General features: G+C 42.2%; 16 protein-coding genes. 8 read left to right on the plus strand and 8 right to left on the minus strand.

What is annotated here, in order from left to right; all coding sequences use genetic code 11:
- Nucleotides 1-167 precede the first annotated feature (167 nt).
- The 3 genes from JVX94_RS10665 (at nt 168) to JVX94_RS10675 (ending at nt 2,301) form a co-directional block, all read left to right on the plus strand.
- Nucleotides 168-680, plus strand: a complete 513-nt coding sequence (locus tag JVX94_RS10665) for a stress protein (protein WP_111291933.1) — start codon at nt 168-170, stop codon at nt 678-680.
- Between the two features lie 133 nt (nt 681-813).
- The gene (gene corA / locus JVX94_RS10670) at nt 814-1,773 is read left to right on the plus strand and encodes a magnesium/cobalt transporter CorA (protein ID WP_144472456.1); all 960 of its coding nucleotides are present in this window, start codon (nt 814-816) and stop codon (nt 1,771-1,773) included.
- A gap of 33 nt (nt 1,774-1,806) precedes the next feature.
- A complete protein-coding gene (locus tag JVX94_RS10675) occupies nt 1,807-2,301 on the plus strand; it encodes a DUF2716 domain-containing protein (protein WP_205183029.1) in 495 nt (164 codons plus the stop codon).
- A 34-nt stretch (nt 2,302-2,335) separates the two neighbouring features.
- On the opposite strand, the gene pdaA is transcribed toward JVX94_RS10675, so the two are convergent.
- Nucleotides 2,336-3,127, minus strand: a complete 792-nt coding sequence (gene pdaA / locus JVX94_RS10680; protein WP_095407981.1) for a delta-lactam-biosynthetic de-N-acetylase — start codon at nt 3,125-3,127, stop codon at nt 2,336-2,338.
- Nucleotides 3,128-3,228: 101 nt separating this feature from the next.
- Nucleotides 3,229-3,420, minus strand: coding sequence for an SE1561 family protein (locus JVX94_RS10685; protein ID WP_003218031.1), 192 nt, complete (start codon nt 3,418-3,420; stop codon nt 3,229-3,231).
- Nucleotides 3,421-3,566: 146 nt separating this feature from the next.
- Here JVX94_RS10685 and yfkAB point away from each other — a divergent pair, with 146 nt between their 5' ends.
- The 3 genes from yfkAB (at nt 3,567) to JVX94_RS10700 (ending at nt 6,473) form a co-directional block, all read left to right on the plus strand.
- Nucleotides 3,567-4,688 (plus strand): radical SAM/CxCxxxxC motif protein YfkAB, encoded by a 1,122-nt coding sequence (yfkAB, locus tag JVX94_RS10690; protein ID WP_203129441.1) that lies wholly within the window; start codon nt 3,567-3,569, stop codon nt 4,686-4,688.
- 7 nt (nt 4,689-4,695) lie between these two features.
- Nucleotides 4,696-5,532 (plus strand): mechanosensitive ion channel family protein, encoded by an 837-nt coding sequence (locus JVX94_RS10695; RefSeq protein ID WP_205183031.1) that lies wholly within the window; start codon nt 4,696-4,698, stop codon nt 5,530-5,532.
- Nucleotides 5,533-5,753: 221 nt separating this feature from the next.
- Nucleotides 5,754-6,473, plus strand: coding sequence for a YebC/PmpR family DNA-binding transcriptional regulator (locus JVX94_RS10700; RefSeq protein ID WP_024425262.1), 720 nt, complete (start codon nt 5,754-5,756; stop codon nt 6,471-6,473).
- Between the two features lie 355 nt (nt 6,474-6,828).
- On the opposite strand, the gene JVX94_RS10705 is transcribed toward JVX94_RS10700, so the two are convergent.
- The 3 genes from JVX94_RS10705 to JVX94_RS10715 all read right to left on the minus strand — a co-directional run bounded on the left by JVX94_RS10705 (nt 6,829) and on the right by JVX94_RS10715 (nt 9,189).
- Nucleotides 6,829-7,611 (minus strand): YfkD famly protein, encoded by a 783-nt coding sequence (locus JVX94_RS10705; RefSeq protein ID WP_087977868.1) that lies wholly within the window; start codon nt 7,609-7,611, stop codon nt 6,829-6,831.
- A 67-nt stretch (nt 7,612-7,678) separates the two neighbouring features.
- On the minus strand, nt 7,679-8,746 hold the full coding sequence (gene cax / locus JVX94_RS10710; RefSeq protein WP_087977867.1) for a calcium/proton exchanger: 1,068 nt from the start codon (nt 8,744-8,746) through the stop codon (nt 7,679-7,681).
- Between the two features lie 65 nt (nt 8,747-8,811).
- Nucleotides 8,812-9,189 (minus strand): OsmC family protein, encoded by a 378-nt coding sequence (locus JVX94_RS10715; RefSeq protein WP_056767703.1) that lies wholly within the window; start codon nt 9,187-9,189, stop codon nt 8,812-8,814.
- A gap of 75 nt (nt 9,190-9,264) precedes the next feature.
- Here JVX94_RS10715 and JVX94_RS10720 point away from each other — a divergent pair, with 75 nt between their 5' ends.
- The gene (locus JVX94_RS10720) at nt 9,265-10,428 is read left to right on the plus strand and encodes an MFS transporter (protein WP_041087254.1); all 1,164 of its coding nucleotides are present in this window, start codon (nt 9,265-9,267) and stop codon (nt 10,426-10,428) included.
- A gap of 16 nt (nt 10,429-10,444) precedes the next feature.
- Nucleotides 10,445-10,951, plus strand: coding sequence for a GNAT family N-acetyltransferase (locus tag JVX94_RS10725; RefSeq protein WP_205183033.1), 507 nt, complete (start codon nt 10,445-10,447; stop codon nt 10,949-10,951).
- A gap of 208 nt (nt 10,952-11,159) precedes the next feature.
- Here JVX94_RS10725 and JVX94_RS10730 read toward each other — a convergent pair whose 3' ends face one another.
- The 3 genes from JVX94_RS10730 to JVX94_RS10740 are packed head-to-tail and all read right to left on the minus strand — an operon-like array spanning nt 11,160 to nt 12,820.
- Complete coding sequence (locus tag JVX94_RS10730) at nt 11,160-11,978, minus strand: YihY/virulence factor BrkB family protein (protein ID WP_095407974.1); 819 nt, start codon at nt 11,976-11,978, stop codon at nt 11,160-11,162.
- Nucleotides 11,979-12,005: 27 nt separating this feature from the next.
- A complete protein-coding gene (locus tag JVX94_RS10735; protein ID WP_039177147.1) occupies nt 12,006-12,329 on the minus strand; it encodes a YtxH domain-containing protein in 324 nt (107 codons plus the stop codon).
- Nucleotides 12,330-12,349: 20 nt separating this feature from the next.
- Nucleotides 12,350-12,820: a low molecular weight protein-tyrosine-phosphatase gene (locus JVX94_RS10740; protein WP_024425850.1), complete on the minus strand. Its 471-nt coding sequence runs from the start codon at nt 12,818-12,820 to the stop codon at nt 12,350-12,352.
- Between the last annotated feature and the right edge of the window lie 86 nt (nt 12,821-12,906).

Raw genomic sequence — 12,906 nt, forward strand, 5'->3', positions numbered from 1 at the left:
TGTATAATTATGACATATCAAGGAGGTGAACAAAGAAATTAGCGGATTAGGCAATCATTTGTTTTATCTTGCAGGAACATTTTTACCTCATTGATGACCGGCTTCACTTAGTTTCACATTTTACGAAAAAGAAGACCCAAAATTTAAAAACAAAGGAGATTCGACCAATGAAAAAAACAATTCTTTCTGTTGCCCTTGCCACTGCTGTTTCTTCGACACTACCAGTATTCGCTGACGCTGCTGAGCCAAAAACTTCAGCACCTGTTTCTACTACACTTCAGCAAACTGTCTTAAACAAAGCTGCTGAAGGTAAAGCTGGCACTACGGCTAGCCCTAATGTTAACGTAAACTTTGATGTTCTTGGGATTGCCAATGCGATTGTAAACGCAGTAAACGCAAATGCGAACCGCTCTGGATTCGTTAAAAGCGTCATGGAAAGCACATTCTACGCTGCTGGCGGCAGATATAACGTCATGGTCTTTAACCTAAGCCAGAACTACGAAGATCGTTTTAACGGCGTAAAAACTTTCGCTACTGCTAATCTTGGTAATGTTGTTTACGGTATTTGGGTATTCGAAAGCGGTACATTTAAAAACAACGGCGATGGCGGCTGGGATAACTGGGCGTTTAGAGGCTGGTTTGACCGTCAAGATAAATTCGTTACGTTCCATCGTCCTTAATTTTCGGTTTTATCCATCAATCATACACGCACATTGAACCGATCTCAAAAATGAGATCGGCTTTTTTTATGAAGAAAACGTATAAGTTCACCGGCGCTGCTTCATGATATAATGCAAGTCTGGAGGGGTGCACATGCTGAGAAAACTTGCAGTGACAAAAAACGGCGACTTGATTGAACATGCAACATTGCAGCAGCTTTCAAGCCCCGATATCGCCTGGTATTGGATTGATTTTTATGCGCCAACGGAGAAGGAAGCGGCGCTTTTGAAGGAATATTTTCATTTCCATCCGCTTGCAATTGAAGATTGTTTTCATTATTTACAGCGTCCCAAGCTTGATTTTTATGAAGGGTATTTGTTTTTCGTGCTGCATGCCCTTAATCAAAAAACGCTTCGTTCTGAAGAAGTCGATCTGTTTGTTGGTGAAAACTATATCGTGACCTTTCATTTGAAGGAAGCGCCGTACGTTGAACGTGTGATTCGAAAGCTCAAAGGATCTGATAAAGCGAAAAACAGCGGACCTGAGCATATCGCCTACATGCTGATTGATCAGCTCGTTGATGATTATTTCCCTATTATTTATCAGATTGAAGACAGGCTGAATGAAATTGAGGATGAAGAAGGGCATAAAACGTATGGCACGCTGATGAACGAAGTATTTGGTATTCGCTCAGATTTACTCAAACTGCGAAGAACGATTATCCCGATGAGGGACCTTTTATATCGTATTGTGAACACAAATATGATGAAAAGCGATACAAACCGTCAAGCGTATTTTAATGATATTTATGATCATCTTTTGAAGCTCACAGAGATCGTTGAGTCAAACCGTGATATGACAGCCGATTTACGAGACAGCTATCAGACGCTGAATTCCAACCGGATGAATGCGATCATGATGACATTGACCATTGTGTCGACCATTTTTATTCCACTGACCTTTATTGTTGGGGTGTACGGAATGAACTTTGACAACATGCCTGAATTACACTGGAAGTACGGCTATTTTGGCGTGTTGATTTTCATGGGTCTCCTCGTCTCGGGTATGCTTTTGTGGTTTAAACATAAAGGATGGTTTAGGATTTTTAAATAATGTTTTGAGAGAAGTGCTTGGGAGGAAGATCATATGGAAAACTGGATTCCACTGAAAGACAAAGAATTAAAATTCGCCTGGAAGACATTTGATCGAGAGTTCAAATTTAAACCAAGCATCTCTAGCTTTCCCGCTTTTCAAGCACCTTCTCCTTACATCACATATGATATCTCTGCTTATTTTGAGGACTCTTCTCTTCTACATACAGATGAAGATCTTGAAAAAAAGGCACTGCTCTCTTTTCAGGAGAATATCACCGGCACGGACGAATATATGCTGGCACTTGATTGGCAGCACGAATGCTACTGGATCACACCATACGGCTCATTTGAAAAAGATGAATTCGGAGAATGGACAGTGCCTGTGCTTCCGAACGGAGATTATTATTTCTTTTTATCAAAAGAAATGGATTGGGGACTGCTAGGACATCCTTGGGAGCAAAGCATCACCATTTTCGGTGAGGGCATGATTGACTCTTTTTCACGACATCATCCTCTTTTGTTTCAGCGTAAAATCAGAGAGGGATAATCAAAAAGCCTGCAGGTTTTCTGCAGGCTTATTACTATAGCTGAGGCAAATGCCATACTTTTTCAAGCATGAGATCGTCTAGACTTTTAAAGGAATATCCTTGTTTTTTCAGAGCGGTGATGGCATCATCCAGCGCTTCGGCATTGTCTCTTGAGACGGTATGAAGTAAGTAAATGGCGCCTGGGTGCGCCTGTTTCATCATTTGATCGTATGCATACTGTTTTCCTTTTTGATGATGGATATGCCAGTCCACAAACGCCACTGACCAGAAAACGGTTTGGTAGCCGAGCTGTTTTGTTTCTTTTAATACCCGTTCACTGAACACACCGCGCGGCGGACGAAGATAGAGGTTATCTTGTTTTCCTGTGATTTTGTACACAGCTTCATTGACACGGTCCAATTCTTCTTTGATTTCTTTCGTACTTTTTGTTGTTAAATCAGGATGGTGATAGGAATGGTTGCCAATGATATGACCTTCCTGTGCCATACGTTTGACAAGCCCGGGCTGATCCTTTACAAAGTGACCTGTCACAAAAAAGGTGCCTGGTACTTGATGTTTTTTCAGCACGTCTAATATCTTGGGCGTGTACCCATTTTCATAGCCATTGTCGAATGTAAAATAAATCTCTTTCTTTTTCGTGTTGCCTAAATAGAACGCATCATACTTTTTTAAGAGTGCCGTCAATTCTTTGCCTGCATCCGGCGGCCTGTGCTCTTTACTTTTCGCAAATCCCCAGTTGATAGGCTTATTGGACACGGCTCCTGCTTCTGAGAGAGGCATGGAAACAAAAAGCGCACATAAACAGATCAGCATGTATTTTTTCATTTACGTCACTTCCCGGTTTTTCTTCTATTGTGCAGAATAAGACCGAGACTCATACACAGATTCACCTGCCAATTTAAAGAAAAAAGCCCGCATCGCGCGAGCTATTCTTCCTTCCAATCGGTTTTAAACCGTTCATATTTCGCTTCCAGGTCATCAATCATCTGGATCAGTCTGTCTATATCCTCAACGTCTGTTGATTCGGGATCTAATGAATCAATCACATTCATAAACATATCTAATCGGTTCTTTAAATAATCAACCTGCTGCTCTTTGCTGTCTGCTGCCTTACCCATCGATACACTCCCTTTAACATTTGTTTATAGCTTATCTTTTTTTCCATTGCAAATCAATTGTGTCCCCCTTGCGTATAACCGTGATGAGGCTTAAAATTAACTGTTGGCGGGTCTACGTTTGCCCGAATGAAAAGGAGATAGATACCATGAACCAAAAAACAGCACTTCGTCCGATCACACCTGCATACGACCCTTGGGAAGCCTATCTCGATGTGCAGGATTACGGAGAAATGAAGCTGACAAATATTGAATTTACGACAACAACATTGTGTAACATGAGATGCGAGCATTGTGCGGTCGGCTATACCTTACAGCCTAAAGACCCGAATGCACTGCCGATTGATTTGTTACTTCGCCGTTTAGATGAAGTTCCGCTTCTGCGCTCACTTAGTATTACAGGCGGAGAGCCCATGCTTTCTCTTAAATCTGTACGGGAATATGTCGTCCCTTTATTAAAGTATGCCCATGAACGCGGCGTCCGTACACAAATCAATTCAAATTTAACCCTTAATTTGGCGCGGTATGAAGAAATTATTCCATACTTAGATGTCCTTCACATTTCACATAACTGGGGCACTGTCGAAGAGTTTGCAACAGTCGGTTTTGCCATGATGGATCGAAAACCAACCTTTGAGCAGCGCGAGAAATTATTTAACCGCATGATTGAAAATAGTCAGGCACTTGTCAAAGCGGGCGTAACCGTATCCGCTGAAACCATGCTGAATAAGCGCACGCTTCCATATATCGAACACATCCACCGGCAAATCGTCGAAGAAATGAAATGCCAGCGCCACGAAGTTCACCCGATGTATCCAAGTGATTTCGCCAGCGCCCTTGAATCTTTGACGCTTCCGCAAATGAGGGATGCGATTCATCAGCTGCTTGATATTCGTGATCAAAACACATGGATGCTGTTTGGCACCCTGCCATTTTATTCATGCAGTACAGATAAAGAAGACCAGCGTCTCCTTAACCGATTGCGCCAGGAGAAAAATGTCACAGTACGAAATGACCCTGATGGACGCTCACGGTTGAATGTGAATATTTTTGATGGGAATATTATTGTGACAGACTTTGGCGATACACCGCCGCTGGGAAATATTGCAACTGATACATTGCAATCAGCCTATACACGCTGGATGGACACGAAATTAGCAAAAGAACTGAATTGCCATTGCCCAAGCGTGCAATGTCTCGGTCCGAATGTTCTAGTGAAAAACAGCTATTATCAAGATGTTGATTTTACTTCTCGAACAGCCAGGGGGTAACCGATAGATGGATGATACATTTCTGACAGTGGTCAAAAATAAATATATTGAAATTCTCCTTGTTGGACTCGTTCTTTGGCTTGCCGTCTTTATGATTAACAAAGCCCTTCAAATTTTCTTTAAACGAACTGAGTTTATAGAGGACAAAAAGAAGAAAACGATCGAGAGCTTGGTCAAATCAGTCACGCAGTATACCGCTTCGATTTGCTTTGTGCTCTATGTCATTTCTCTTTTCTTTCATGACTTTGGGAAAATTCTTGCGGGTGCTGGTGTTGCTGGGATCGTCATCGGTTTTGGTGCACAGACGCTGATTCGTGATATTTTAGCAGGCGTTTTTCTCATCTATGAACGTCAGATTCATAAAGGGGATTATGTGACGATGAATAACCTCTTTAATGGAACCATTGAAGAGATTGGTCTCCGCTCTCTGCAAATTAGAGAATGGAGCGGCAAGCTGTTAACCATTTCTAACGGAGATATCCGGCAAATCCAAAACTATAACATGCACTACATGCGGATTACGGAATCTGTGTTAATTAGCGCGAATCAAAACCCAGATATCGCCTTCCAAGCACTTGAATCAGCATGTGACAATTTAAATCAAATGCATCATGATTTTCTTAAAAAAGATGAATTCCAAAACGCAATTGAACCCTTTCAGGTTCATGGAATTATGGGCTTGAATAAACTGAATCGCGGGATTGAAATCACAGTAAAGGGAATGGTCGAAGACGAAAAATACTTCGAAGCCGCACTCGCTGTGCGAAAAGAAATGATCAAACAACTTCATCAGCATGATGTCAAATTGCTTGAGGATCTCGCTTATCCCCAGCCTGCAAAATAACCTCATTTATGATGGGGTTATTTTTTTATATACATGTTGCCGGGCTGACTCGGGCTTGCGAGAAACATGGAACACTTGAACATTCGCTAACAATTCTCTTCATTCCAGCCCTCTTACTTCTATCCTCTTGACTGATTCATGTATAATAGATAGCAGAATGATTTCATGCAGCATGGGGACCCTCATACTGTGTATTTTCTAAGTGAAAGAGAGTGAATAAGATGGGTCGTAAGTGGAACAACATTAAAGAAAAGAAAGCATCAAAGGATGCCAGTACAAGTCGTATTTACGCAAAATTCGGGCGTGAAATCTATGTGGCTGCCAAACAAGGTGAGCCAAACCCAGAATCAAACCAAGCACTTCGTTTTGTCCTAGAACGTGCAAAAACATATAGTGTCCCAAAACACATTGTGGACCGTGCCATTGAAAAAGCCAAAGGCGGTGCGGAAGAGAACTTCGATGAGCTGCGCTACGAAGGATTTGGTCCAAACGGTTCAATGGTGATCGTTGATGCCCTCACCAATAACGTGAACCGTACAGCTTCAGATGTTCGAGCAGCATTTGGGAAAAACGGCGGGAACATGGGCGTAAGCGGCTCTGTTGCCTACATGTTTGACGAAACAGCTGTCATCGGTGTCGAAGGAAAAAGTGAAGAAGAAACGCTTGAGCTTTTAATGGAAGCAGACGTTGATGTACGTGACATCATGGAAGAAGATGAAACGGTGATTGTGTACGCTGAACCAGATCAATTCCATCAAGTACAAGAAGCATTCAAACAAGCCGGCGTAGAAGAATTCACTGTCGCTGAAATCACAATGCTTCCGCAAAACGAAGTGACATTAGATGATGAATCAAAAGCACAATTTGAAAAGCTGATCGATGTTTTAGAAGAGCTTGAAGACGTGCAGCAGGTTTATCATAATGTGGATTTAGGGGAATAAAAAACTTAAGCCAAAGTAGTCGTTAGTTCTTTCAACTTCTACTAAGGCTTTTTTATTTTCCTTAAAAAACGTAATATATGTATAAGGTGTTAATATCTACAATTTTCAAGGAGATGAGTTTCATTTTTAAAACATGGTGGTTTTCTTATTATGGATTTATGATCATCCCTTATCTTGGCCTATGTCTTATTTTCAACAACTTACCGATATTGACTAAAGTTATCTTCTTTCTTTTTATCATATGGTATTTATATAACGCCTTTGACTTTTACAAAAATGAACTAAAAAGAAAAAAAGAGAAAACCTCTTAGAAAAAAACAGTCATCTCCCCTATTGATAAGAGGAGATGACTGTTTTAATTCATCCCTTGAAACCCAAACGTCAGGTGATCCTGAACAGGAATCCAAGCGCCGATTCCTTGCGAAGTTACGTTTTTCACGACGAGTTTTCGTTTATTTCCTTTTAGCACAAGGTACACTTCTCCGTATGTGACCTTTCCTTTTTCGTTAATCGCTGGTGCATAGGCATGTAGCGCTGCTGCTTTTTTCGGTGAGACGTGGTATGACTGATCTCGTTTTGTTCCTGCACCAATCACGGTATCAAAAGCGAGGGGCAGCTTTGTTTTTTGAATCGCTTTTTGCATCATCAATGTTTTCACATCTTCTGGGTTCGGCACTTTTGCTGTGAGCCCGCCGCTTACTTTTACTTGCTGCTTTTGAACGTATTTTCCAATGGCTGTTTTGTTGCCGCCTCTGTTATCAATGTGGTTTGTATTCACTTTTTTGTATTCCCAGTTGGCGACCGTTTCATTTGAATCGTAGCTGAGCGCCCATCTCCCAAGGAAAATGGTCGCACGGTACCCAACAGCTAATGGCGTCCCTGAAATGCTGGATTCATTCAACATTTTAATCAAATGCGTATTCTCAATCGGTACACTTGTTGTTTTGAACAATTCAGCAGTCAGCTCGCTCGGCTGGAGCAGCGGCTGATCCTGTGACGCGTTCGGATACGTATTCTCCTTCGAGATACTGGCGACAGAGGATGGCACTTTAAATGGCTTTGCCGCCTCTGCTGGAAAGCTGTATAGAAAACTTAAGGATAAGAGAACAACAAACATGATGCGGGGCATCTTTTTCATATCATCACTCTTTCTCATTCATTTTTCCATAGTATTTTCCGCAAAGACGTCCCTTATCCACAAAAGATTATAAAAGGAAAAATCCAATCGCCATAATAAAATAGGCAGCGAGTAAAGTGGCGCCTTCAAACCAGTTTGTATCCCCATCATTTGATAAAATCACCGTGAGCAGCACAGAGGATGCCATCGCAATGAGCTCTGGCAAGGAGAAAATGAGCGGCATCTGCTTATCAAAAAATAGCGAGCTGATGACAAGGATTGGTGCGACCATCATGGCAACCTGAAGTGTGGAGCCAAAGGCAATTTCCACGGCTACATCCATTTTGTTTTTATACGCCATGATGACAGCTGAGGCATGTTCTGCGGCGTTGCCGACAATGGCCACAATAATGACACCGATAAACAGCTCACTCCAGCCAAACTGTTCTCCTACCGTATCAAATGTATGAACAAGGCGCTCTGAAATGTACGCAACTGCGATCGTCGAAAGCAGCAAAATCACGGTGGCAAACTTCCCAGACCATTCAGGTGTTTCTTCTTCCGTCTCCGCTTCACCTTCCATGCTCTCCTGCTTGGCAACATAGACACCGCGGTGGCTGACCAGTTTGAAATAGAGCGCCGCGACATAAAGCAAAATCATGACAATGCTGATCCCAATGCTTAAAACAAACTGTTTATTCTCTGCCATCTCCATCGAAAACACTTCTGGAACGACAAACGCTACAATAATGGCAAACATGAGCAAGCCGGAGTTGTGTCTTGCATCATGGACATTGAACACTTGGCGCTTATATTTTAATCCACCAACGAAAAAAGACAGCCCAGCCACAAGCAGTAAATTTCCGATGACCGACCCTGTTAATGAAGCAAGTACGATGGCCGTCAGTCCTTGCTTTAAAGCAAAAAACGATATGATTAATTCCACTGCATTTCCGAATGTGGCGTTTAAAAGTCCGCCAATTCTAGGTCCCGCAATGATGGCAAGACTTTCTGTGGCTCTTCCCATAAAACTAGCAAGACCAATAATGGCGATACAATAAACGGCAAACATGATGACCTGCGGGAAATGAAGAAAACTGCCAATCACCGATAGCGGAACACCGATTGCGACAATTACAAGAAACAAACGATTCATACAGCCATTCTCCTTTACATATGTCTGACTGTTATTCTTTCGTGAGTGCCGGCATCATATACATTTTAGATTCGCGCGTGTGAGAAGGTGATATCAATACTTCCTTTCACTGACTGCACCATAGAGCAATGCTTCAATGCAAGGGTGATCACTTTATCGATTTGTTCATCAGATGTCTTGATGTCTTCAAATAAGATATGTAAATGAATGCAGGAAATTTTGTTTACAGCTCCTGCCCTTGTCGTTTCAGGTGTGATCGTCAGCCCTTCATAGGATATTCGCTTTTTACGGCATACATGAATAAGCATTTCTCCAAAGCAGCCTGCAATGGCTGAGGTGAACAATTGAGATGGGCGGAACCCCAGTTCTTCTGTTCCTGAAATAGGCAGCTGCCTGTCCTCAATATGTGCGATCCAATGATCCTTTTTGTATGTCAGCGTCATTCCTTTTCCACCTTTCTATTGAAACCCCTATGGTTACATTGTACGATGAAAGCATGAACTTGTAAGGAGCATCTTATGTCGAGAATTCACTTTATGATTTTAATTTTACTTGTATCTGTATCTGGTTTTTCACAGGGTGCATTACTTCCTGTTATTTCCATTATTTTTGAACATGCCGGCACTTCTCCTACGTTAAACGGCCTACATGCCACAGGCTTATATCTCGGTGTGCTGCTTGCGTCTCCTTTTATGGAAGCACCGCTTCGCCGGTTTGGATTTAAGCCGTTAATCGTCATTGGAGGCGCTGCTGTCTTTTTAAGTTTGTTTAGCTTTGTGTTTTTTGAATCTTATGTCGTCTGGTTCTTCCTCCGGCTCATGATCGGGATTGGTGACCATATGCTGCATTTCTCTACACAGACGTGGGTGACCTATGCTTCATCCTCGAGAAATCGCGGACGAAATATTTCACTGTATGGATTATCGTTTGGACTCGGTTTTGCCGCCGGCCCTTTTTTAACACCGCTCATTGAGATCAATCCAGCCTTGCCTTTTATTGTTTCTGGTGCCGTTAGTTTATGTATTTGGCTGCTTGTGTTTGTTTTAAAGAATACATATCCAGATACAGGCGAAGTGCAAACGTCAGAGCAGACAAACAGTTTAAAGCGCTTTAAAAAGGCCTTTCAATTTGGCTGGGTCGCCTTTATGATGCCATTTTGCTATGGCTTTTTAGAAACAACGCTCAATAGTAACTTTCCTGTATATGCGCTAAGAAGCGGTGTGACAGTAGATGCGGTTGCATTTATTTTACCTGCGTTTGCCATAGGGAGCATTGTCTTTCAGCTTCCTCTTGGGATGCTCAGTGACCGGTTTGGCAGGCGCCGCATCATTTTATGTGTGACACTCGCTGGATCATTCTTTTTCCTTTTGGCAGGGATTTTCATTCAATCCGTTTTGGCTGTTGCCATCTGTTTCTTTATTGCCGGAATGGCTGTAGGCTCTACCTTCTCACTTGGCATCAGTTATATGACCGACTTATTGCCAAAGCATCTGCTTCCCGCCGGGAATTTAATGTGCGGAATGGCGTTTAGTGCAGGCAGTATTCTCGGGCCGGTACTCGGAGGATTCTTTGTGCAAACGTTTGAAGGAATGAATTTACTTTACCTTGTCAGCATCGTGATATTATTTGTGTTTTGCTGCGTTCGATTTGGGAGAACGACGGCAGTGGTGGAAAGTCACTAAAATGGAGGGTCAATCGTTGTTTACATATCACATCACAAATGAGGTGACTTTGGCATCTCTACAATTAGATGATGCGGACACACTATTTAGCCTTATTCAAAAAAATAAGACCCATTTAGGAGAATGGCTCCCTTGGGTCCATCACTGCAAAAGCGTAGAAGCTGTCAAAACGTTTATTCAATCAACTCAAACCACCTACAATGAGCAAAAAGGGTTGGAAGCTGGCATTCAGCTGAACGAGCAATTAATCGGTGTGTTCCGTCTGACATTTGATCAACAATTAGGCAATATCGGTTATTGGATTGATGAAGATGCGCAAGGACAAGGCATTGTGACAACCATCGTGAAATATATGACAGATACCTTTGCTCCTAAAGTCGATGGATTTGAAATTTTTTGCCCTATTGACCATGTCAGAAGTGAACGTGTAGCAATAAACGCAGGGTTTCATCTCGATCCTCACTACCAGCCAAAACCTGATACAGCATTTATCCTTAAGCGATATATACGAATGTCGAAATAAAAAACTCCCCTGCACCTATGCAGAGGAGTTTTTTCATTTAATGATAACCATTTTGCCCGTTCGCACTTCCGCTTGTTTTGTGCTTTGGCTGATGGCCTTTGTTTTGTTTCGTATTGCTTCCGCCTTTTTTCGATTGTTTGGACATATGTGATTCCCCCATCCATCAAGATTGAACATGTTCGTTCTTCTTTAGGATGCCCGAATTTCTTCACACCTTGCCTGGTACGATTTTACGCTTATGTAAAAGCGCATTGAGCTCGCCGCCAAGAATAATCATGATGCCGGTTAAGTAAAACCAGATCATTAAAATGATGATTCCCCCAATACTTCCGTACATCGCGCTGTAATTAGCAAACTCGCCTACGTAAAATGAGAACAGCATGCTTACCAAGATCCATCCAATCGATGCAAAAATAGCGCCTGGCAGAACAAATTTCAATTTCAGCCTGATGTTTGGAGCGAAATAGTATAAGGATGTAAACACAATCAATAAAATCAACGGGCTAATGATCCACCTCATGGCCGTCCAAATGGTGAGAAAGGCATCTGACTGCCCGACTAATTTAGCGAGAAATAAGCCAAGTTCTTTTCCAAAGACAGGCAGCATTAAGGCAAAAATAATGGTAAGAACCATTGCGATGGTTAAGATGATTGATGTTAAACGTACGAGAACGAAGGAACGATTTTCCTCAACTTCGTAAGCATGGTTAAATGCTCTGACGACGGCATTAATGCCGTTAGATGCAGACCAAAGGGCGGCAATAATCCCGAATGACAGCAATCCGCCGTTACGGCTGTTCAGTGTCTCTTCAGCAATAGATTCAATCATGGAAAGCGCTCCATCTGGCGCATAACCAGAGATGACGCTCAGGACATCCTTCGACGTCAGCGGCAAATATCCAACGAGCGTCAGCACGAAGATGAGAAACGGAAATAATGAAAGCAAAAAGAAGTAAGCAAGCTCAGCAGATTTTGCCGGTCCTTCATGCAGCAAAAAGCGTCCAATTAACGCTTTAACAAAACCCATACGCCTCATCTCCAATGATCAATCTTTCTATTTCGATCGAAAGTGATCTTTTGTTTCTTCAATAATCTCTAATACTTTTGGGGTAGTTTCCTTTAACTGATTGACTTGTTCATTTAAAAATGACAAATCATCTGAGACTGTTCGCATCAGCTGCTTCGTTTCTTCCATTTTTTCTTTCACGCAAGCAGAAATTCTGGCTGGCTCCTGACGGTATTCCGCCAGCTTTTCCTGACAGTCATCCCATTTGTCTTTGAGCGCGATTCTCGTTGGCCGATGAAATAATGTCAGCAGTGCGCCGCAAGCTGCTCCTATCACAGCTCCTCGAAGCATGATTTGATTTTTTTCTTCCATCTCGTCTGATCTCCTTTCAGTTAAAGGTGTTTCTCTTTCTTTACATACGTCAAAAAACGATCAATTCCTGTTTCAATTAAATCATGTACTTCCTCGAAGTTTCCAGTGTAATAAGGGTCTGGCACATCATCTCGATCATCGTCTTCAACAAAGTCAAGAAGACGGCCAATAAAGTGATGTTTCCCATAGCCGGCTATACTGCGAAGTGCCCCTACATTTTCAGCATCCATCGCAATGATATAGTCGTATGCTGTGATGTCCTCATCTATGATTTGTCTTGCGGACATCCCTTCATAGCTGATCCCTTTTTCATCAAGCAGCTTTCGTGTTCCTTCATGCGGAGGACTGCCTTGATGCCAGCCGCCAATGCCTGCTGAATCAATGACAAAGTGCTCGCTTAGTCCCTCATCTTCTACTCGTTTTCTAAACATGGCCTCTGCCATCGGTGATCTGCAAATATTGCCAAGACATACGAATAATACATGAATCATCCTTCATTCTCCTCCTATCTTTTCCCTAAGACTCCCTTTTGAAAACCTTGACTTTATCATATCAAGTCCTTTTTCTTTTGGAAACT

Source organism: Bacillus sp. PDNC022, from assembly GCF_016919285.1.
Taxonomy (GTDB): domain Bacteria; phylum Bacillota; class Bacilli; order Bacillales; family Bacillaceae; genus Bacillus; species Bacillus safensis.